This is a genomic window from Marinibaculum pumilum, assembly GCF_042646425.1.
GTDB lineage: Bacteria > Pseudomonadota > Alphaproteobacteria > Ferrovibrionales > Ferrovibrionaceae > Marinibaculum > Marinibaculum pumilum.
The window spans coordinates 19,168-38,232 of sequence record NZ_JBHRTR010000020.1; the positions used below are offsets into that span (position 1 = coordinate 19,168).

17 protein-coding genes are annotated in these 19,065 nt (G+C 70.5%); 9 read left to right on the forward strand and 8 right to left on the reverse strand.

The window, feature by feature from the left end; translation table 11 throughout:
* Positions 1-92: 92 nt before the first annotated feature.
* Complete coding sequence (locus ACFOGJ_RS07795; RefSeq protein ID WP_379899288.1) at positions 93-308, forward strand: glutathione S-transferase; 216 nt, start codon at positions 93-95, stop codon at positions 306-308.
* Between the two features lie 23 nt (positions 309-331).
* Here the strand turns inward: ACFOGJ_RS07795 and thpR are convergent, their stop codons facing one another.
* The 3 genes from thpR to ACFOGJ_RS07810 all read right to left on the reverse strand — a co-directional run bounded on the left by thpR (position 332) and on the right by ACFOGJ_RS07810 (position 2,833).
* The gene (thpR, locus tag ACFOGJ_RS07800; RefSeq protein WP_379899289.1) at positions 332-976 is read right to left on the reverse strand and encodes an RNA 2',3'-cyclic phosphodiesterase; all 645 of its coding nucleotides are present in this window, start codon (positions 974-976) and stop codon (positions 332-334) included.
* Between the two features lie 64 nt (positions 977-1,040).
* Positions 1,041-2,093, reverse strand: coding sequence for an NADP(H)-dependent aldo-keto reductase (locus tag ACFOGJ_RS07805; protein WP_379899290.1), 1,053 nt, complete (start codon positions 2,091-2,093; stop codon positions 1,041-1,043).
* A 29-nt stretch (positions 2,094-2,122) separates the two neighbouring features.
* Positions 2,123-2,833: an arylesterase gene (locus ACFOGJ_RS07810; protein ID WP_379899291.1), complete on the reverse strand. Its 711-nt coding sequence runs from the start codon at positions 2,831-2,833 to the stop codon at positions 2,123-2,125.
* A 129-nt stretch (positions 2,834-2,962) separates the two neighbouring features.
* Here ACFOGJ_RS07810 and ACFOGJ_RS07815 point away from each other — a divergent pair, with 129 nt between their 5' ends.
* The 7 genes from ACFOGJ_RS07815 to ACFOGJ_RS07845 all read left to right on the forward strand — a co-directional run bounded on the left by ACFOGJ_RS07815 (position 2,963) and on the right by ACFOGJ_RS07845 (position 13,228).
* A complete protein-coding gene (locus tag ACFOGJ_RS07815; protein WP_449288582.1) occupies positions 2,963-3,682 on the forward strand; it encodes an ABC transporter ATP-binding protein in 720 nt (239 codons plus the stop codon).
* Between the two features lie 14 nt (positions 3,683-3,696).
* Positions 3,697-6,231 carry an ABC transporter permease gene (locus ACFOGJ_RS07820; protein WP_379899293.1) on the forward strand — a complete coding sequence of 845 codons (2,535 nt, stop codon included), beginning with the start codon at positions 3,697-3,699 and terminating at the stop codon, positions 6,229-6,231.
* A 196-nt stretch (positions 6,232-6,427) separates the two neighbouring features.
* Positions 6,428-7,144 carry a Bax inhibitor-1/YccA family protein gene (locus tag ACFOGJ_RS07825; RefSeq protein ID WP_379899294.1) on the forward strand — a complete coding sequence of 239 codons (717 nt, stop codon included), beginning with the start codon at positions 6,428-6,430 and terminating at the stop codon, positions 7,142-7,144.
* Positions 7,145-7,292: 148 nt separating this feature from the next.
* Positions 7,293-8,780, forward strand: a complete 1,488-nt coding sequence (locus tag ACFOGJ_RS07830) for a M81 family metallopeptidase (protein WP_379899295.1) — start codon at positions 7,293-7,295, stop codon at positions 8,778-8,780.
* A gap of 11 nt (positions 8,781-8,791) precedes the next feature.
* Positions 8,792-10,105 (forward strand): tetratricopeptide repeat protein, encoded by a 1,314-nt coding sequence (locus ACFOGJ_RS07835; RefSeq protein ID WP_379899296.1) that lies wholly within the window; start codon positions 8,792-8,794, stop codon positions 10,103-10,105.
* Positions 10,106-10,494: 389 nt separating this feature from the next.
* Positions 10,495-11,667 (forward strand): HlyD family secretion protein, encoded by a 1,173-nt coding sequence (locus ACFOGJ_RS07840; protein ID WP_379899297.1) that lies wholly within the window; start codon positions 10,495-10,497, stop codon positions 11,665-11,667.
* Position 11,668: 1 nt separating this feature from the next.
* Complete coding sequence (locus tag ACFOGJ_RS07845) at positions 11,669-13,228, forward strand: DHA2 family efflux MFS transporter permease subunit (RefSeq protein WP_379899298.1); 1,560 nt, start codon at positions 11,669-11,671, stop codon at positions 13,226-13,228.
* A 172-nt stretch (positions 13,229-13,400) separates the two neighbouring features.
* On the opposite strand, the gene ACFOGJ_RS07850 is transcribed toward ACFOGJ_RS07845, so the two are convergent.
* Positions 13,401-13,826 (reverse strand): DUF2794 domain-containing protein, encoded by a 426-nt coding sequence (locus ACFOGJ_RS07850; protein ID WP_379899299.1) that lies wholly within the window; start codon positions 13,824-13,826, stop codon positions 13,401-13,403.
* A 181-nt stretch (positions 13,827-14,007) separates the two neighbouring features.
* Between ACFOGJ_RS07850 and ACFOGJ_RS07855 the strand changes: the two genes are divergently transcribed.
* A complete protein-coding gene (locus ACFOGJ_RS07855; RefSeq protein WP_379899300.1) occupies positions 14,008-14,403 on the forward strand; it encodes a VOC family protein in 396 nt (131 codons plus the stop codon).
* Positions 14,404-14,578: 175 nt separating this feature from the next.
* Here the strand turns inward: ACFOGJ_RS07855 and ACFOGJ_RS07860 are convergent, their stop codons facing one another.
* The 4 genes from ACFOGJ_RS07860 to ACFOGJ_RS07875 are packed head-to-tail and all read right to left on the reverse strand — an operon-like array spanning position 14,579 to position 18,570.
* Positions 14,579-15,634 carry an ABC transporter ATP-binding protein gene (locus tag ACFOGJ_RS07860; RefSeq protein WP_379899301.1) on the reverse strand — a complete coding sequence of 352 codons (1,056 nt, stop codon included), beginning with the start codon at positions 15,632-15,634 and terminating at the stop codon, positions 14,579-14,581.
* Entirely contained in the window at positions 15,631-16,725 is a 1,095-nt protein-coding gene (locus tag ACFOGJ_RS07865) for an ABC transporter ATP-binding protein (RefSeq protein ID WP_379899302.1), read from the reverse strand. Before ACFOGJ_RS07865 ends, ACFOGJ_RS07860 begins: the two co-directional genes overlap by 4 nt.
* An 8-nt stretch (positions 16,726-16,733) precedes the next feature.
* Entirely contained in the window at positions 16,734-17,627 is an 894-nt protein-coding gene (locus ACFOGJ_RS07870; RefSeq protein ID WP_379899303.1) for an ABC transporter permease, read from the reverse strand.
* Positions 17,620-18,570, reverse strand: a complete 951-nt coding sequence (locus tag ACFOGJ_RS07875) for an ABC transporter permease (RefSeq protein ID WP_379899304.1) — start codon at positions 18,568-18,570, stop codon at positions 17,620-17,622. Before ACFOGJ_RS07875 ends, ACFOGJ_RS07870 begins: the two co-directional genes overlap by 8 nt.
* Between the last annotated feature and the right edge of the window lie 495 nt (positions 18,571-19,065).

Sequence of the window (19,065 nt, forward strand, 5' to 3'; positions counted from 1 at the left end):
CCGGCCTTGCACGCGCGTGCCGACCGATTGCCCGGGCGCGCCGCGCGAGTCAATCTGGGGGCCGGTCCCGTTCGCCAGAGGAGAATGCCGTCATGGCCGCCGCACCGGGCTCCCCGCGCAGGCCGCTGCGCCTCGAGGATTGCGTCAACGAGACCTGTCCCTGGTCGGGCAAGCCGGTCTCCGCCGATTCTCTGACCGTCCATGACGGCGTGGTGGTCGGCTTCTGCAATACCGGCTGCCGCGACAAGTTCGACGCAGCGGTTCGGCATTTCAAGGCGGCGCGGGAACGCCGCCGCGGCGTGGTCTGAGGCGCTCGGCCAAAGGACCGCGCTCAGCGATCCGCCGAGGCGTAGCCGTACCAGGCCTCCTCGTCGTGGAAGTCGTCGAACTCCGCCAGGTCGTCATCCTCCTCCTCGTCCTCCGCCGCGCCGGATCCGCCGGCCAGGTCGAAGCTCTCCTCGATCCGGTAGATCGCGCCGGACTGGCTGAGCTGGGAGGAGAATAGGTGGAAACGGTCCGCCTCGAACGGCATCAGCGACAGTGTGTTGTTGCGCGCCAGATACTCGCCGAGCCGGTTCGCGGGCGCGCCGCGGTCCAGTTTCGCCAGGGTGACATGGGGATGGTATTTCCGGGTCTCCGGCGGCACGCCGACACGGGCCAGCGCTGTGTCGATCTTCGCCCGCAGGTGCATCAGCGACGGGTTGCCGCGCACGCCGGCCCACAGGATGCGGGGCCGCTTCTTCTCGCCGAAGGTGCCGAGCTCGGCGATCGTGACGTCGAAGGCCGGGCTGCGGATCGCCGCCAGGGCATAGACGATGTCGTCGGCCAGCCGCTCGTCCACCTCGCCGATGAAGCGCAGGGTCAGGTGCAACTGGTCCTCCCGCTGCCAGCGCGCGCCGCTGAGGCCTCCGCTGTAGAGCATCAGGTTCTGCTTCACCCTGTCGGGCAGGGCGATGGCGGTAAACAATCTGATCATCGCGGGCGACCTTTCCTGCATCGGCGGCCGCCCGCGCCGCGGGCGGCACGGATATCGACTGCCCTCAGGGGCAGGGATTGGGCTGTTCGGTCTGTATCGTCTCGATGAGTTCCAGCACCTCCTGGTCGAGTTTCACGTCGGCGGCTTCAAGGTCGCGCTCCAGCTGTTCCGTGGAGGTCGCGCCCAGGATGGTGGCGGTGACGAAGGGCCGCGAATGGACATAGGCGAGCGCCATCTGCGCCGGGTCCAGGCCGTTATCTTCCGCCAGCTGCACATAGCGGGCGACGGAGAGGATCGATTCCGGCGTCTGGTAGCGCTGGAACCGGTCGAACAGGGTCAGGCGGGCGCCCGCCGGCTTCTGGCCGTTCAGGTACTTGCCGCTGAGCACCCCCATGGCCAGCGGCGAATAGGCCAGCAGGCCGACATCCTCGCGCATCGCGATCTCCGCCAGGCCGATCTCGAAGGTCCGGTTCAGCAGGTTGTAGGGGTTCTGGATGCTGGCGATGCGCGGGCCCCGCCCGGCATCCGCGGCGCGCAGATAGTCCAGCAGGCCCCACGGTGTCTCGTTGGAGACGCCGACGGCGCGCACCTTGCCGGCGGTCACGAACTCCCCCAGCACCTCCAGGGTCTCCGCGATCGGCACGCTGTTCGGCCGTTCCTCCGGCGCATAGCCGAGCTTGCCGAAGAAGTTCGTCGCCCGCTCCGGCCAGTGCACCTGGTAGAGGTCCAGATAGTCGGTCCGCAGCCGCTTCAGGCTCTGCTCCAGGGCATAGGCGATCTGCGCCCGGTCCAGCCGGCTTTCCGTCACGCCGGAGTCCGCGGCGCGCATCCAGGTCATCGGGCTGCGGCCGGCCACCTTGCTGGCCAGAACGACCCGGTCGCGGTTGCCGCGCGCGCCGAGCCAGCTGCCGATGAACGCCTCGGTGCGGCCCTGGGTCTCCGCCTTAGGCGGCACCGGGTACATCTCTGCGGTGTCGATGAAGGTCACGCCGCGGTCCAGCGCCATGTCCAACTGGCGGTGCGCCTCCGCCTCGTCGTTCTGCTCGCCCCAGGTCATTGTGCCCAGGCAGAGCGCGCTGACCTCGATTCCGGTGCGGCCCAGGCGGCGCCGTTCCATGACCTTCACTCCACTGCGGCGCGCCGGGGTCAGCCGCCGCGCACGAATTCCAGGACCGCCGGCCCCATCCGCTCGGCCAGCAGCGCGGCACCGGCCGCGTTGGGATGGATGCCGTCGGCCTGGTTCAGTTCCGGCCGGATCGCCACCCCGTCCAGCAGGAAGGGATACAGGGCGATATCGTACTTCGCTGCCAGGTCGGCATAGATCGGGTTGAAGGCGGCGGCATAGTCCGCGCCCAGGTTCGGCGGCGCCAGCATGCCGGCCAGCAGGACCGGGATGCCGCGGTCCTTCGCCCCTACCAGGATGGCATCCAGGTTGTCGCGCGCGCTGGCCGGGTCGATGCCGCGCAGCGCGTCGTTGGCGCCCAGGGCCACGATCAGGAAGTCCGGCTTCTCCGCCAGCACCCAGTCCAGCCGGGCCAGCCCGCCGGCGGTGGTGTCGCCGCTGACCCCGGCATTGACCACACGCGCCTGCACGCCCTTGTCGCGCAGCCAGGCCTGCAGCTGCGCCGGCGGCGCCTCGCCCTCCGCCAGGCCATAGCCGGCGGTGATGCTGTCGCCCAGCATGGTGATGACGACCGGGTCGTCATCCGCCGCAGCGGCGGGCAGGGCCGGCAGCAGGAGCACGGCGATCGCCGCGACAACCAGCCCCTTCAGGATGTTGCGGCGGCGCGGCTTCGCCTTGATCCGGGCGGCGGGCCGGCCATATGCACCCTCAGGGCCTCGTCCGCGACGGGGCACAGGGTGTCTTGCCTTGCCTGTCCCGCCACGCATACCGGGTCTCCGATGCATCAGCCACATTCGCCGCAAAGTTCCGCACCCGCCACCGGCAGGGGCGCGGCCAGCGCCGACAGCCCCGCCGCCGCGGCAATGGTCGATCTTCGCGACGTTCATCTGACATTGGTGGGGACGGCAGGGCCCGTCAATATCCTGCGTGGCCTGACCCTCGCCATCCCCGCCGGACAATCGGTCGGCGTGGTTGGGCCCTCCGGTTCCGGCAAGTCCACCCTGCTCGCCGTGATGGCGGGACTGGAACGCGCACAGGGCGGCCAGGTGCAGGTGGCAGGCCAGGATCTGTCGCGGCTGGGTGAGGACGGGCTGGCCCTGTTCCGGCGCCAGCGGCTGGGCATCGTGTTCCAGTCCTTCCACCTGATCCCGACCATGACGGCGCTGGAGAATGTGGCCGTGCCGCTGGAGCTGGCGGGCCGCCGCGACGCCTTCGACCGCGCCGAATCGGCGCTCGATTCGGTCGGCCTGGCGCATCGCCGCACGCACTACCCGACCCAGCTTTCCGGCGGCGAGCAGCAGCGGGTGGCGCTCGCCCGCGCCGCGGCCGGCGAGCCCGACCTGCTGCTGGCGGACGAACCCACCGGCAATCTGGACGCCACCACCGGCGGCGGCATCGTCGACCTGATGTTCGCCCTGCAGGCCCGCCATGGCACCACCCTGGTGCTGATCACCCACGACGAAGGCCTGGCACGGGCCTGCGACCGCATGGTGCGGATCAGCGACGGCCGCATCACCGAGGATTCGGGCGACGCAGGCGCCGACCGGGCGGCGGCCAAGGCCGCCCGCGCCGCCGGCGGCTGAGCGGGTCCGGCCGCATGGAGGGCCTGCCCGTCGCGATCCGCTTCGCCCGGCGCGAGCTGCGCGGCGGGCTGAAGGGCTTCCGGATCTTCCTGGCCTGCCTGGCGCTGGGTGTCGCGGCGATCGCCGCCGTCGGCTCGCTGGCCGCCGCCATCGTCACCGGGCTGGAGCGCGACGGCCGCATCATCCTGGGCGGCGATGTGGAGCTGCGCCTGGTGCTGCGCCCGGCCACCACGGCCGAACGCGACTGGCTGGCGGCCCGGGCGGAGGTCTCCGAGATCGTGCAGACGCGCGCCATGGCCCATGCGGTGGCCAACGACAAGCGTACGCTGGTGGAACTGAAGGCGGTGGATTCCGCCTATCCCCTCTACGGCCGGACGGTCCTGGGCGATGGCGGCGCGGACGCCCTGGGCCTCGACACGGCGCTGGCCGGCCGCGGCGGCCTGCCCGGGGCGGTGGCCGACCCGATCCTGCTGCAACGCCTGGACCTGGCACCCGGCGACCGGGTCCGGGTGGGCGAGCAGGTTTTTGTCCTGATGGCGCCGCTGACCCGGGAGGCGGATCGCGGCAGCGCCGGCCTGACCCTGGGCCCGAAGCTGCTGGTTGCCCGCGAATCGCTGGAGGCGACCGGGCTGGTCACCGAGGGCAGCCTGCTGTTCTGGTTCTATCGCCTGAAGCTGCCCGAAGGCGCCGATCCCGCCGTTTTCGTGGAAGAGATCAAGGCGGCCTTTCCGGAAGCCGGCTGGCGGGTGCTGGACTGGCGCAACGGCAATCCCGGCCTGCGCAGCTTCGTCGACCGGATCGGCCTGTTCCTGGTGCTGGTCGGCCTGACCGCGCTGCTGGTCGGCGGGGTCGGGGTCGCCAATGCGGTGAAGAGCTACCTGGACGGCAAGACCGTCACCATCGCGATCCTGAAATGCCTGGGCGCGCCGGGGCGGGTGATCTTCCAGACCTACCTGGTGCAGATCCTGGTCCTGGCGCTGGGCGGCATCGCCATCGGCCTGCTGCTGGGCGCTCTGGCGCCGGTGGTCCTGGCCGCGGCGCTGGTGGAGGTGCTGCCGGTGCCGGTGGCGGTCGGCTTCTATCCCTGGCCGCTGGCGCTGGCCCTGCTCTATGGCCTGCTGACCGCGCTCGCCTTCGCGCTCTGGCCTCTGGCGAAGGCGCGGGAGGTCAGCCCCGCCGGCCTGTTCCGCGCCGCCGCCGCGCCGCCGGGCGGTTGGCCGCGGCGGCGCTACATCGTCGCCACCGCCGCCCTGTTCCTGGCCCTGGCGGCGATCGCGGTGCTGACCACCGCGGCGCAGGACTTCGCCCTGGGCTTCGTCGCCGGCGCCGCCGCCAGCCTGGTCCTGCTGCGGTTGCTGGCGGAGGGAATCACCCGCGCCGCCCGCCGCGCCGGCCGGCCGCGGGTCGCGGCGGTGCGCCTGGCTCTGGCCAGCATCTGCCGCCCCGGCGCGGCGACCCCGGGCATCGTGCTGTCGCTGGGCCTGGGCCTGTCCCTGCTGGTGGCGGTGGCGCTGATCCAGGGCAACATGAACGCCGAGATCTCCGAGCGCATGCCGGAAGACGTGCCCGGCTTCTTCTTCATCGACATCCAGTCCGACCAGGTCGAGGCGTTCGAGGAAATCGTCCGCACGACGCCGGGCACCAGCGGCCTGGACCGGGTGCCGATGCTGCGCGGCCGGATCTCCGCCGCCAACGGCATCCCCGCAGATGAGCTGGAGGTGACGGAAGACCAGCGCTGGGTGCTGCGCGGCGATCGCGGCCTGACCTATGCCGCTGAGCCGCCGGAGAACGGCGAGATCGTCGCCGGCGAGTGGTGGCCGGCGGATTATGACGGGCCGCCGCTGATCTCCATGGAGGTCGATGCCGCCCGCGGCCTGGGCCTGGATGTCGGCGACAGCCTGACCGTCAACGTGCTGGGCCGCGACGTGGCCGGCACCATCGCCAACCTGCGCACCGTCGACTGGTCGAATCTGGGCATCAACTTCGTGATGGTCTTCTCCCCGGGCCTCCTGTCGGCGGCGCCGCACACCCACCTGGCGACCGTCCATGCCACCGGCGCAGGCGAGGAGGCGGTGTTCAATGCGGTCACCGATGCCTTCCCCAACATCTCCGTGGTGCGGGTGAAAGAGGCGCTGGAAGAGGTCAACCGCCTGCTGGGCCATGTCGCCACCGCGGTGCGGTCCGCCGCCGGCATCACCCTGCTGGCCGGGGTGCTGGTGCTGGGCGGGGCGATCGTCGCCGGCCGCCGCAACCGGCTGCGGGAGGCGGCGATCCTGAAAGTGCTGGGCGCCACCCGCGGCGACGTGCTGCGGGCGATGGTGGTGGAATATGCCATCCTGGGCCTGGCCACCGCCCTGGTCGGCGGGCTGGTGGGCTGGGTGGCCGCCTGGATCGTCATCACCCAGGTGATGGGCGCAGAATGGGTGATGCTGCCCGGCACATTGGTGCTGACCGCGCTGGGGGCGATGGCCCTGACGATCGCGCTCGGCCTGGTCGGCACCTGGCAGGTCCTGTCGCAGCGCCCGGCGCAGGTGCTGCGGGAGATCTGACGGCCAGGCGCCGCCCGAAACGTCGATGACATCGGCGTGATCGACCCGCCTCCGGCACAAATCACTGAATTCATTTGGGATTTGCGAAGCGGGAATCCGTAGCGACGGCGCCGTCAATCCTTGATTTCGCAACCAGTTCCGCCAATATCAGCGGCAGCTATCAGGTCTACCAAAATTGCATAGGGGCAAGGAGGCGATGAACACTCAGCTTGGGCGCGGCTGGTCCGCTACCCGTACCGCCGATCGCGCCGTCGTCGATCAGGCGCTCCGCAGCTACATGCTGCGGGTCTACAACCTCATGGCATCCGGCCTGCTGGTCTCCGGCATCGTCGCCGTGGTGATCGCCATGTCGCCGGCGGTGCAGCAGGTGGTCTTCCAGCCCGGGCTGGTCTGGCTCTTCATCCTGGCGCCGATCGGCATCCTCTTCGCCATGAGCTTCGGCATCAACAAGTGGAGCGCCGGCACCGTACAGGGGATGTACTGGTTGATGGTGGCCGCCTTCGGCGTGTCGTTGTCGACCATCTTCATCGCCTATACCTCCGAAAGCATCGTGCGGGTGTTCTTCATCACCGCCGCGACCTTCGGCGCGATGAGCCTGTACGGCTACACCACCAAGCGCGACCTGTCGGGCTGGGGCACCTTCCTGTTCATGGGGCTGATCGGCATCCTGATCGCCAGCGTCGTGAACATCTTCCTGGAATCCTCGATGCTGCAGTTCGTGGTGTCGGTGATCGGCGTGCTGATCTTCACCGGCCTGACCGCCTACGACACCCAGCGGATCAAGTCCGACTTCTACGAAGGCGATCCCGCCGAGGTGATGTCCAAGAAGTCGATCATGGGCGCGGTCTCGCTGTACCTGAACTTCCTGAACCTGTTCATGCTGCTGATGAGCCTGCTCGGCAATCGCGAGTAGCGCTTCGGCACCAGGTTCGACCGACCGGAACCCTCGGCAGCTCCGCTGCCGGGGGTTTCTTCTTTTCCGGGACATCCTTCGCCGGGGGTTCTGTCCTGGCGGACCGGTGAGCTAGTCTGGCGGGTCAGACAGTCACGGGAGGCCCGACATGCGCGTGCTCATCGCGATGATGAAGCATGAGACCAATACCTTCTCCCCCATCGTCACCGATTTCGCGCGCTTCGCCGCCTGGGGCTGCCATTTCGGCGCTGATGCACGCGCCGCCTATGCCGGCACCGGCATGCCGATGGGTGCCTACCTGAAGCTGGCGGAGGCCCGCGGGGCAGAAATCGTCACCCCCGTCGCGGCAGAGGCGATGCCCTCCGGCCCGGTGACCGCGGATGCCTATGAACGGCTGTCGGCGCCGATCCTGGACGCGGTGTCCAAGGGGGTCGATGCCGCCCTGCTGGACCTGCACGGCGCGATGGTGGCGGAGGTGACCCCGGACGGCGAGGGGACCCTGCTGCAGCGGATGCGCGGAATCGCGCCGCACCTGCCGATCGCGGTGACCTGCGACCTGCACTGCAACCTGACCGCCGCGATGGTGGAGAACTGCACCGCGCTGATCGGCTACAAGACCTATCCCCATACCGACATGTACGAGGTGGGGGAGCGGATCGGCCGGGTCCTGTTCGACACCCTGGACGGCAAGGTGCGGCCGGTGATGGCCTGGGGGAACATCCCGCTGCTGTCGCAGACCCTGATGCAGGGCACCGACGACGAGCCGATGAAGGGCCTGATCGCCATGGCCCGCGCGCAGGAGGCGGAAGGCGCGCTGGCCTCGACCGTGTTCGGCGGCTTCGCCCTGGCCGACATGCCGGATGCCGGCAATTCGGCCATTGTCGTCGCCGACGGCGACCTGGCGAAGGCCGAGGCCTGGCGCGATTCCCTGCTGGCGCGCGCCTGGGACTCGCGGGAGGCGTTCATCTACCGGCACCGCCCGCTGGGCGAGGCGGTGGCCGCCGCGAAGGACCTGGGCGCGCAGGTCGACGGCCCGGTGATCCTGCTGGACCATGCCGACAATTGCGGCTCCGGCGCCACGCAGGACGTGATGACCGTGATCGCGGAGGTGATCGAGCAGGGGCTGGAGGATGTCGCCGTCGCCGCCGTCTGGGATCCCGAGGCGGTGCAGCAGATGCGCGCAGCCGGGGTCGGCGCCACCGTCACCGTGACGCTGGGCGGCCGCACCGACATGCCGGCGATCGGCATGGCCGGCCGGCCGCTGGAGGTGACCGGCCGGGTGCGCACCCTGACCGATGGCGAATGGGTGGTGCACGGGCCGATGTACACCGGGGTGAAGGTGATGATGGGCCCGACCGCGGTGCTGGACACCGGCAAGGTGCAGATTGTCGTCGTCTCCAACCATCACGAGCCCTGGGACCAGGGGGTCTTCACCTCCGTCGGCATCCAGCCGCAGCACAAGAAGTACCTGCTGCTGAAGTCGCGCATCCATTATCGCGCCGGCTTCGGCGGGCTGTCGGAGCATCACCTGACCCTGGACGGCGACGGGGTGACCACCTCCGACAACAGCCTGCTGACCTACGAGCATGTGCGCCGGCCGGTCTATCCGCTGGACCGCCTGAACCGGCCGGACTGAGGGGGAGAGAGATGCTGCAGGACGCGCAGGGGCTGGAGGTCGCCACCGACGATCCGGAACTGGTCGCCGCCATCGATGCCTGCGGCGAGGGTTTCCTGCAGCAGGACCTGGCCGGCGTGCTGAAGATCTTTCCCGCGCTGGAGCGCGATTCCGGCTGCGTGCAGGCGCAGGCCCTGGCGGCGATGCTGCAGATGTTCGGCAATACCTGGGAGAGCCCGCGCAAGGCCCGGCCGCACCTGACGGCGGCGCAAGGCCGCGCGCCCCTGGCGACCGAGCGCGAACGGCTGTGGCTCGACGCGGTCACCGCCTGGGCCGATGACGCCAAGGACCGCGCCATCGCCATCCACCGGGAGATCGCGCGCCGCTGGCCCCGCGACCTGCTGAGCGCCCGGCTGGGGCAGATCCACCTGTTCCTGCAGGGCGATGTCGAGGGCCAGCTGGCGATCACCGAGGATGTCTTCGATGCCAACCGCGACCGTGCCTATGCCCATGGCATGATGGCCTTCGCACTGGAGGAGGTCGGCCGCCTGCGGGAAGCGGAGGAAGCCGGCCGCCGCGCGGTGGAGATGCAGCGCCGCGAGCCCTGGGCGCATCATGCCGTCGCCCATGTGATGGAGACCGAGGGCCGCTGGCAGGACGGGCTCGACTGGATGCTGCCGCTGTCCGGGGAGTGGCAGGGCTGCAACTCCTTCATGTTCACCCACAACTGGTGGCATGTCGCCCTGTTCCTGATCGACGGCGACCGGACCGACGAGGCGCTGGCGCTGTTCGACACCCGCGTCTGGGGCGCCGACAAGAGCTATGCCGGCGACCAGGGCAATGCGATCAGCCTGGCCACCCGGCTGGAATTCCAGGGCATCGAGGTTGGCGCCGACCGCTGGTCGGACATCGCCGATCATCTGAAGAACCGGGTCGCGGAACATATCGACCCCTTCCTGTCGGTGCATTTCGCCTATGCCCTGGCCCGCGCCGGCCGGCTGGCGGAGCTGCGGCAGATGCTGTCGCACCTGGAGGCGTGGGCGCCGGGCGCACCGGACTGGTGCCGGCCGGCCTGGACCGACGCCGCGATCCCGGCCGCCAAGGGCATGGCCGCCCTGGCGCAGGGCGATGCCCTGGGGGCCTTCCAGCTGATGGGGACGGCGCGGCCGCACCTGCAGCTGCTGGGCGGCAGCCATGCCCAGCGCGACCTGTTCCAGCAATGCTGGCTGCGCGCCGCCATCGCCGCCGGCCGCGGCGGTGCGGTGCGCGACAGTCTGGACCGCCGCTGCGCCCGCTGGCCGGATATCGCCTTCAACCGCCGCTGGGCGGCCGAGGCGGCAGCGTAGGGGGGCCTTGTCCCGTGCGCCGAATGTTCGGAAGTCGTCACCCGCGGGCTTGTCCCGCGGGTCCATCGTGCCGTGCCTCAATAAGATCAAGCCCTGATTGAACCTGGCCGCGTCATGGACCGCCGGGACAAGTGTACAGCCCGGCGGTGACGATAATGGAAAGATGTTGCTGACTTTCCGCAGCGCCACCGCCCATTCCGGCGTCCCGTTCGTGTCGTTCCCAGCGCGGAAGCGGCCCACCCATGACCTGTGTGCAGCGCTCGCCCGCTCACCCTTGCGTTGACGGCACGGCGGCCGGCGGCGGAAACTCGACGCACGTTCAAAAACAGAGAAACGCATTTGTTGGAAACGCCTGACCGCAGGGCCCCGGCCCCGTCACCCGGCCATCGATGACGACCGGAGGTCCCGACGCTCCTGCCGGCCCGGCCCGGCAGCGCCGCCGTGGCCGCGCGGTGCGGCTCGCCGTGGTCGCCGTGCTGCTGGCCGCCGGCGCCTGGTTCGGCTGGTCCTGGCTGCACGACCGCTGGACCCATGTCTATGTCGTCGATGCCCGCATCGACGCCTCCGCCGTAACCCTGTCCAGCCGCATCGCCGGCTGGATCGCCGAGATGCCGGTCGACGATGGCGACCGGGTGCGCAAGGGCGACGTGCTGGCAGTGATCGACCAGCGCGAGGCGCGGCTGAAGCTGCTGGAGATCGAGGCCCAGGCCGCGCGGATCGAGGCGGAGGAGGGCCGGCTCGCGGCCGAACGCCGCATGGCCGACCGCCAGACCGAAAGCGAGGTGGCAGAGGCCGAGGCCCGGCTGATCGCGGCGGAGGCCGACCACAAGGTCGCGCAGGCCGCCCTGAAGCTGGCGCAGAACGCCCATCGCCGCACCCGGGAACTGCATGCCAAGAGCGTCTCTTCCGCCGCCCGGATGGATGAGGCCCGCACCGCCGCCGAACTGGCCGCGCAGGAGGAACGCTCCACCCATGCCGACATCGCCTCGGCCCGGGCGGAACTGGCCGCGGCGCAGGCCGCCCGCGAGCGCCTGCTCGTGCTGGACCGCGAACTGGCCGTCCTGCAGGCCCGCCGGCAGGAACTGCAGGCACAGCGGGAGATGGTGCAGCTCGACGTCGAGGACCGGGTGCTGCGCGCCGCCTTCGACGGGGTGGTCGACCGCACCTACATGACGCCGGGCGAGTATGTCGCGCCGGGCATGCGGCTGCTGCGCTATCACGACCCGTCGCGGGTCTGGGTCGACCTGAACGTGAAGGAGACGGAGATCCGCCGTTTCCGGGTCGGCAGCCCCGCCCGGGTCACGGTCGACGCCTATCCCGACCGCAGCTTCGAGGGGCGGGTCAGCCTGATCGGCCATGCCGCCACCAGCGAATTCGCGCTGCTGCCCACCCCCAATCCCAGCGGCAATTTCACCAAGATCACGCAGCGCCTGCCGGTGCGCATCGACCTGCAGCAGGACGGCGACCTGTTGCGCCCCGGCATGATGGTGGAGGCGGTGATCGAGGCCGACGGCGCCGCCGGCGATGCGGCGGCGGGCACCGCGCGCCCCTCCGGGGACTGAGATGGCGGAAGCCGCGCTCGACCCGCCGGCCTCCACACCCGGCGCCCTGCGCCAGACCATCGTCAGCATCACCGCGGTGACGGCGGCGGTGGCCGCGGTCCTGCCCGGCACGATCATCAACGTGGCGATCCCGGACATCATGGGCTCGTTCGGCATCGGCCAGATCGAGGCCCAATGGCTGGCCACCGGCTTCTTCGCGGCGATGACCGCGACCATGCTGCTGACCGACTGGGTGGTGAAGGTGTTCGGCCAGCGCATGGGCCTGGCGCTGGCGATGGCGATCTTCGTCGCCGGCGCGATCCTGGGCGGGATCAGCCCGGACGCCGACCTGCTGGTCCTGTCGCGGGTGCTGCAGGGCGCGGCCGCCGGCGTGGTGATGCCGCTGTCCATGCTGATCATGTTCGAGGCCTTCCCGCCCTCGGCCCGCGGCCTGGCGATGGGCCTGTTCGGGGTCGGCGTGGTGCTGGCGCCGGCGATCGGGCCGCTGGTCGGCGGCATCCTGATCGACGCGCTGGGCTGGCGCTATGTCTTCTACATGGGCGTGCCGGTGGCCAGCCTGGCGATCCTGCTGGCCCTGATGGTGCTGCCCGGCCGGCAGGAAAAGGGGCCGCCGCCCGGCTTCGACTGGATCGGCTTCGCCCTGCTGGCGGCCTTCCTGGTGGCGCTGCTGACCGGGCTGTCGAACGGCCAGATCGACGGCTGGTCGTCGGAGGCGAGCTTCTGGCGCTTCGCCGCGGCGCTGGCGGCCGGCATCGCCTTCGTGTTCTGGGAACGCCATGTGGAAAAGCCGATGCTGGACCTGCGGCTGTTCGCCAACACGGCCTTCTCCGCCGCGTCTGTCGTCGCCTTCATCTTCGGTGCCGGGCTGTTCGGCTCCACCTACCTGATCCCGATCTTCGCGCAGACGGTGCAGGGGATGAGCGCCACCACCGCCGGCCTGCTGATGCTGCCGGCCGGCGTGGCGATGGCGGCGGTGTTTCCCTTCGGCGGCCGGCTGGCGGACCTGGTCTCCCCCGGCTGGCTCTGCGTCTTCGGCACGATCGTCTTCGCCTGGTCCTGCTGGCTGACCGCGCAGGTCGATATCGGCACGGACTTCTGGACCTTCGCGATCTGGATCCTGATCGGGCGGATGTCGCTGGGCGTGCTGTTCCCGGCGCTCAGCGTCGCGGCGCTGGCGGTCCTGCCGCCGCACCTGATGGCGCAGGGCTCCGGCGCGTCCAACTTCGTGCGCCAGCTGGGCGGTGCCTTCGGGGTGAACCTGCTGGCGATCATGCTGGAACGCCGCAGCGCCTATCACGCCGATGCCCTGGCGCTGACCCAGCACCCGGGCAACCCGGCCACCATGGACTGGATCGGCCGCGGCATGGAGATGGCCGCCCGCGCCGGCCTGGGCGAGCCGCAGCACCTGCCGCTGGCGATCTACCAGCTGGGCCGCACGGTCTGGCTGCAGGCCTATATGCTGGGCTTCCGCGACGGCTTCCTGATCACCACCGCCGCCTTCGTGATCTCCCTCCTGCCCTGCCTCTGGCTGGTCCGCACCCTGGCGCTGCAGCGGCGTTAGGGCAACGCCGCGACGTCATCCCGGGCTCGACCCGGGATCCATTCCTCCAGCACCGCGGCCGGGCTGGCGGAATGGGCCCTTGGGTCAGGCCCAAGGGCGACGGATCGGGTATGGCGGAACGGACGGCGGGAGCGGAGACGACAGGACGGGAACGGTATCAGGGCCGCAGCGGCTATTCCGCCTCGACCAGCTTCATCACCTTGCGTTCGAAGACGCCGAGGGTCTGCGCCAGGGAACGGCCGCGCTTCATCACCCGGCCATCGGCGCCGAGCACGGCATAGGCGCCCTGCTTCTTTGCCAGCTTCGGCGTCTTGACGATGCGGTAGAGGGCGCCGTCGGCACTGCGGCGAAAGACGGCGAAGGTGCAGCTCTCGGCGTCATGGCCGATGGCATAGTCGCGCCACTCGCCCGCGGCGACCATCACGCCGTAGAGGCGCAGGATCAGGTCGAACTCCCGCCGGTCGAAAAAGACGTGCCCGGCAGCGTTCTGGCCCTTCTGGCCGGAATTCTGGGCGGATTTCTGGCCGGCGGGGTGCGACGCACCCTGCCCGCCCGCATCGCCCCCGCGATAGCTGTCCAGGGTTACGATGTCCGCCATCAGCGGGTCCGGTTTCGATGCTTGGATGACATGCAGGTGACAGTGTCGGCCGTCGGACGGGAGGGGTCAAGCGGTCTGGGCACCGACGCCGGGCGCAATCGCTTCGGGTCAACGACGCTGGGCTCTATCCGGTGCCGCAACTGGTGTAGGTTTGGCCGGAGCAGCCGAAAGGGGTTCTCCCATGCCCGTCAAGAAGCTCGAGCACTACACGATCCGTTGCAGCGACCTGGAGCGCACGAAGGACTTCTACTGCAACATCCTGGGCCTCGAGGTCGGTCCGCGCCCGCCCTTCGCTTTCCGGGGCTACTGGCTCTATGCCGGCGATACGCCGTCGGTGCACCTGGTGGACAGGGCCGAGACGCAACCGGTGTCGGGGAAGCGGCATACAGCCGAGGATACCGGCCCGGTCGACCACGTGGCGTTCCTGGCCCGCGACCTGGAGGCCACGATCGCCATGCTGCGGGACCACGACGTGCCCTTCCGGGAGGGGTCGCTCCAGGGTGTCATGCACCAGATCTTCCTCGCCGACCCCGACAATATCACGGTGGAGCTGACGTTCCGGGAGGGGGAGGGCTGAGGCAGGCGGGAGCCGGTTTCGCATGCGCCACCGCCATGCCCTTCCGGGGCCGCGGCGGCGGGTACACCTACCGCTGACGGCGCCCCGGCCAATTGGCCATCCCGCAGCCTGGCGTCGAGGCGTTCTGCGCAGGCCCGCCAAATGTCTGGGAGCCCTGAGCCGCAGCCGGCCGCCGCTAACCTGAGGCGATTTCCCCGGCGGCCGCGCCTGTGCCGGGAACGCCCTGCACCTCCGTCGCGAAATGACAGGCCGCCAGATGCCCGCTTTCGCCCGCCACCGGCCGCAGCGCCGGGCGCTCGATGCGGCAGCGGTCCTCCGCCCGCGGGCAGCGGTCGGCGAAGCTGCAGCCCGGCGCCATCGCCATGGCGCCGCCGGCGCCACCCTGCAGGACGGCGCGGCGCCTGCGGCCGCCTGCCCCGCCGGAGCGCGCCGTGCGGTTCGGCACCGCGGCCAGCAGCGCCTGGGTATAGGGATGCGCGGGGCGGCGGAAGATGTCGGCGGCGGCGGCCTGTTCCACCACCCGGCCGAGATACATCACCGCGACCTGCGGGCAGACATATTCCACCACCGCCAGGTCGTGGCTGATCAGGATGTAGGTCAGGCCGAATTCCGCCTGCAGGTCCAGCATCAGGTTCAGCACCTGCGCCTGGACCGAGACGTCGAGGGCGGAGACCGGCTCGTCCGCCACGATCACCTGCGGCCGGGTGACCAGGGCGCGGGCGATGGCGATGCGCTGGCGCTGGCCGCCGGAGAATTCGTGCGGATACTTGTCCATGTCGGTGGGGCGCAGGCCCACCGCCTCCAGCACCTCCGCCACCCGCGCCTGGCGGGCGGGCGGGTCCGAGGCCATGTCCGGCACCGCGTCCAGCGGCTCCGCCACGATGCGGCGCACCTTCTGCCGCGGGTCGAGGGAGCCGTAGGGGTCCTGGAACACCATCTGGAAATGCCGGCGATGGGCGCGTAAGGACCGCCCGTCCATCGCCCCCAGGTCCTGCCCCAGCACCTCCACCCGGCCGGCGGTGGGCCGGTCCAGCGCCATGACCAGCCGTGCCAGTGTGGACTTGCCGCAGCCGCTCTCCCCCACGATGCCCAGGCTCTGCCCCGGCGCGACGGTCAGGTCGACGCCGTTCAGGGCATGGGAGACCGGTGCCGGGCGAAACAGGCTCTCCCGCGGCAGGCGGTAGTGGCGGACCAGCCCCTCCACCCGGACGATGGGGTCGCCGGCCGTCATGTCGGTCCCTCGCCCGCCGTCACTGCGCGGCGGTCCAGGTCGCCATCCGAGCCCACGGGCGGCCGGCCGAACACCCCTTCCAGCGCCTTCGGCACCCTGTGGCAGACTGCCTCGTGGCCGCTGCCGGCCGTTACCGCGCCGCCGTCCAGCGCCACCACCGGCGGCGGCACGGTGGCGCAACGGTCCTCCGCGATCGGGCAGCGCGGGGTGAAGGGGCAGCCGGCGGGCATGTCCGCCAGCTCCGGCACCCGGCCCGGGATCGTCTGCAGCCGGTCGGTCCCGGCCAAAGCGCGGCCGAGCTGCGGCAGGGCGGCGAACAGGCCCTGCGCATAGGGATGGGTCAGGCGGTCGAACACGGCATCGACCGGGCCGCGCTCCACCGCCATGCCGCCGTACATCACCATCACCTTGTCCACCACCTCGCCGATCACGCCCAGGTCGTGGGAGATCAGCACCAGCGCCATGCCGCGCTCCGCCACCAGGTCCTCGATCAGGTCCAGGATCTGGCCCTGGATGGTGACGTCCAGCGCCGTTGTCGGCTCGTCGGCGATCAGCACCGCCGGGTCGCAGGCCAGCGCCAGCGCGATCATCACCCGCTGCCGCTGGCCGCCGGACAGTTCGTGCGGATAGGCATCGGCGCGCCGGCGCGCATCCGGGATGCCGACCCGGTCCAGCAGCTCGACGGCGCGTGCCCGGGCGGCGCGGGCATCCATGCCGCGATGCAGGCGCAGGGGCTCCGCCACCTGGCGGCCGATCCGGTGCAGCGGGTTCAGGGAGGTCATCGGCTCCTGGAAAATCATGCCGATGCGGTTGCCGCGGATCCGGCACAGCGCCGCCTCCGGCGCGCGGGCCAGGTCCAGCCCCTCCAGCGCGATGCGGCCGTCGATGCGGGCGCCGTCCGGCAGCAGGCCCATCAGGGCCAGCGCGGTCATCGACTTGCCGCAGCCGCTTTCGCCGACGATGCCCAGCTTCTCCCCCCGGCGCAGGGTGAAGTCGAGGCCGCGCACGGCGGCCGCCGGCCCGCGCGGGGTGCGCAGGGTCACCGTCAGGTCCGCCACCTCCAGCAGCGGGATGTCGTCGCCGGCATTCATCGCACCACTCACCGCTGCCGCACCAGGCGCGGGTCGGTCAGGTCGCGCAGGCCGTCGCCCAGCAGGTTCAGGCCCAGCACCGAGAGCGCGATGGCGATCCCCGGATAGACCGCCAGCCAGGCGTTCTTGTACATCTGCAGCTGCGCCTCGTTCAGCATCCGGCCCCAGGAGGGCTGCGGCGGCTGGCTGCCGATCCCCAGATAGCTCAGCGCCGCCTCCGCCAGGATCGCGATGGCGAACTGGATCGTCGCCTGCACCAGGATCACCGAAAGGATGTTGGGCACCACATGCTCGACGGTGATGCGGACCCCGCCCTTGCCGGCGGCGCGGGCGGCCAGCACGTATTCCCGGGTCCAGACGCCGTTCGCCGCCGCCCGGGTCAGCCGCGCGAAGACCGGGATGTTGAAGATGCCGATGGCGAGGATCGAGTTCACCGCGCCGGGGCCCAGGATCACGGTGATCATGATCGCCGAGAGGATCGCCGGAAAGGCGAAGGCGAAGTCGGAGAAGCGCATCACCAGCTCCTCCACCCAGCCCTTGCGGGCGGCGGCCCAGAGCCCCAGCGCGCTGCCGGCGGTGACGCCGATCAGCACCGCCACGACGCCGACGGCGATGGAGAGCTGCGCCCCGGCCATGATGTTGGACAGCACGTCGCGGCCGAACTTGTCGGTGCCCAGCCAGTGCGACCAGGACACCGGGGCATAGCGGTCGCGCAGCGCCATCGCCGTCGGCTCGTAGGGGGTCCAGACCAGCGACACCAGGGCCATGCCGACCAGCAGCAGGGTCAGCGCGGCGCCGACGACGAAGCTCGGATGCCGCAGGGCGCGCGCCAGCCAGGCCCGCCGCGCCGCACCCTCCGCACCGGCGGTCATGCCGGGATCCTGCGCAGTCGCCTCAGACATCGGCCGGCTTCAGGCGCGGGTCGATGGCGGCATAGAGCATGTCCACCGCGAAGTTGATGCCGATCACCAGGAAGGCGATCAGCATGACGCAGTTCTTCACCACCTCCACGTCGCGGTCGCTGATCGCGGAGAAGACGAGGCGGCCGAGGCCGGGCAGGTTGAAGACCTGCTCCACCACGATGGCGCCGGTCAGCAGGAAGCCGAACTGCAGGCCGGTGATGGTGATCACCGGGATCAGGGCGTTGCGCACCACATGCCGCCACAGCACGGCACGTCGGGACAGCCCCTTGGCACGGGCGGTGCGCACGAAATCCTCGCGCATCACCTCCAGCATGGCGGAGCGGGTGACCCGGGCCAGGATCGCCGCCTGCACCACGGCGAGGGAGATGGCCGGCAGCAGCAGCGCCTTCAAGGCCGGCCAGAGCCCCTTGTCCCAGCCGGGGAAGCCGCCGGCGCTGAACCAGCCCAGGCCGACGGCGAAGGCGGAGATCAGCAGGATGCCGAGCCAGAAATTGGGGATCGAGATGCCGACCTGGCTGGCGGTCATCACCGCCACGTCGCCGGCGCGGTTGTGTCGCGCCGCGGCATAGATGCCCATCGCCAGGGCGGCCACGATCGCCATCGCCATCGCCAGCAGGGTCAGCGGCAGGGTGATCTCCAGCCGGTCGCCGATCAGCTGCCAGACCGGCACCTGGTAGGTATAGCTCTGGCCGAACTCGCCGACCGCGATGCCGCCGATCCAGGCCAGGTAGCGCTCCAGCGGCGGCCGGTCGAGGCCGAGCTGCCCGCGCAGGGCGGCCACCGCCTCGTCCGGCGCGTCGATCCCCAGGATCAGCAGGGCCGGGTCGCCGGGCAGGATCTCCATCACCACGAAGATGATGACCGAGGTGAAGATCAGGGTCAGCACCAGGGTGGCCAGGCGTTTCGCGATGAACAGGCTCAACCGGCGCCCCTCCGCAAGGGCCCTGGAGTGCGGGATTTCGGCGGCATGTGCCGCATCGGGCAGGACCGGGGGAGGCTAGACGGGGCGGCAGGGCCGGTCAAACCGCATGTCGGCCGGCCTGCAACCCGCCGGACACCGCAGAATACCGCGGTTCTGGAGGAAAAAGCCGCCCAACCGAAATTGCCCAAATCTTGCCCCATTTCCGGCCAACGGCCGCCGCAAACCGCTCTGATATTCAACATCAAGGACACGGGGCAAGGTTCGGTCCAGCATTCGGACGTATCCCCCCCTCCGTCCGTGGTCCCCCCCCGACGGGTCGGGCCGGGCCCCGTGTCCCCCCTTCAATCTGCGTAATCGACACCCCTCCTTCACACCACCTGCGCCGCGACGGTTCCCCGTTGCGGCGTTTTCTTTTGGGGCGGCGTTTTCTTTTGGGGCGGCGTTTTCTTTGGTGCGGACTTTTCTCCGGGACCGCGGCCTTCTCGCGCCAACGCG

Excerpts from the sequence above, each read along its gene's own strand:
- ACFOGJ_RS07805 (WP_379899290.1), bottom strand. The coding sequence starts at position 2,093 with ATGGAACGGCGCCGCCTGGGCCGCACCGGAATCGAGGTCAGCGCGCTC.
- ACFOGJ_RS07840 (WP_379899297.1), top strand. The coding sequence starts at position 10,495 with ATGACGACCGGAGGTCCCGACGCTCCTGCCGGCCCGGCCCGGCAGCGC.
- ACFOGJ_RS07860 (WP_379899301.1), bottom strand. The coding sequence starts at position 15,634 with ATGACGGCCGGCGACCCCATCGTCCGGGTGGAGGGGCTGGTCCGCCAC.
- ACFOGJ_RS07870 (WP_379899303.1), bottom strand. The coding sequence starts at position 17,627 with ATGTCTGAGGCGACTGCGCAGGATCCCGGCATGACCGCCGGTGCGGAG.
- ACFOGJ_RS07845 (WP_379899298.1), top strand. The coding sequence starts at position 11,669 with ATGGCGGAAGCCGCGCTCGACCCGCCGGCCTCCACACCCGGCGCCCTG.
- ACFOGJ_RS07855 (WP_379899300.1), top strand. The coding sequence starts at position 14,008 with ATGCCCGTCAAGAAGCTCGAGCACTACACGATCCGTTGCAGCGACCTG.
- ACFOGJ_RS07830 (WP_379899295.1), top strand. The coding sequence starts at position 7,293 with ATGCGCGTGCTCATCGCGATGATGAAGCATGAGACCAATACCTTCTCC.
- ACFOGJ_RS07825 (WP_379899294.1), top strand. The coding sequence starts at position 6,428 with ATGAACACTCAGCTTGGGCGCGGCTGGTCCGCTACCCGTACCGCCGAT.
- ACFOGJ_RS07815 (WP_449288582.1), top strand. The coding sequence starts at position 2,963 with ATGGTCGATCTTCGCGACGTTCATCTGACATTGGTGGGGACGGCAGGG.
- ACFOGJ_RS07795 (WP_379899288.1), top strand. The coding sequence starts at position 93 with ATGGCCGCCGCACCGGGCTCCCCGCGCAGGCCGCTGCGCCTCGAGGAT.
- ACFOGJ_RS07850 (WP_379899299.1), bottom strand. The coding sequence starts at position 13,826 with ATGGCGGACATCGTAACCCTGGACAGCTATCGCGGGGGCGATGCGGGC.
- thpR (WP_379899289.1), bottom strand. The coding sequence starts at position 976 with ATGATCAGATTGTTTACCGCCATCGCCCTGCCCGACAGGGTGAAGCAG.
- ACFOGJ_RS07820 (WP_379899293.1), top strand. The coding sequence starts at position 3,697 with ATGGAGGGCCTGCCCGTCGCGATCCGCTTCGCCCGGCGCGAGCTGCGC.
- ACFOGJ_RS07865 (WP_379899302.1), bottom strand. The coding sequence starts at position 16,725 with ATGAATGCCGGCGACGACATCCCGCTGCTGGAGGTGGCGGACCTGACG.
- ACFOGJ_RS07835 (WP_379899296.1), top strand. The coding sequence starts at position 8,792 with ATGCTGCAGGACGCGCAGGGGCTGGAGGTCGCCACCGACGATCCGGAA.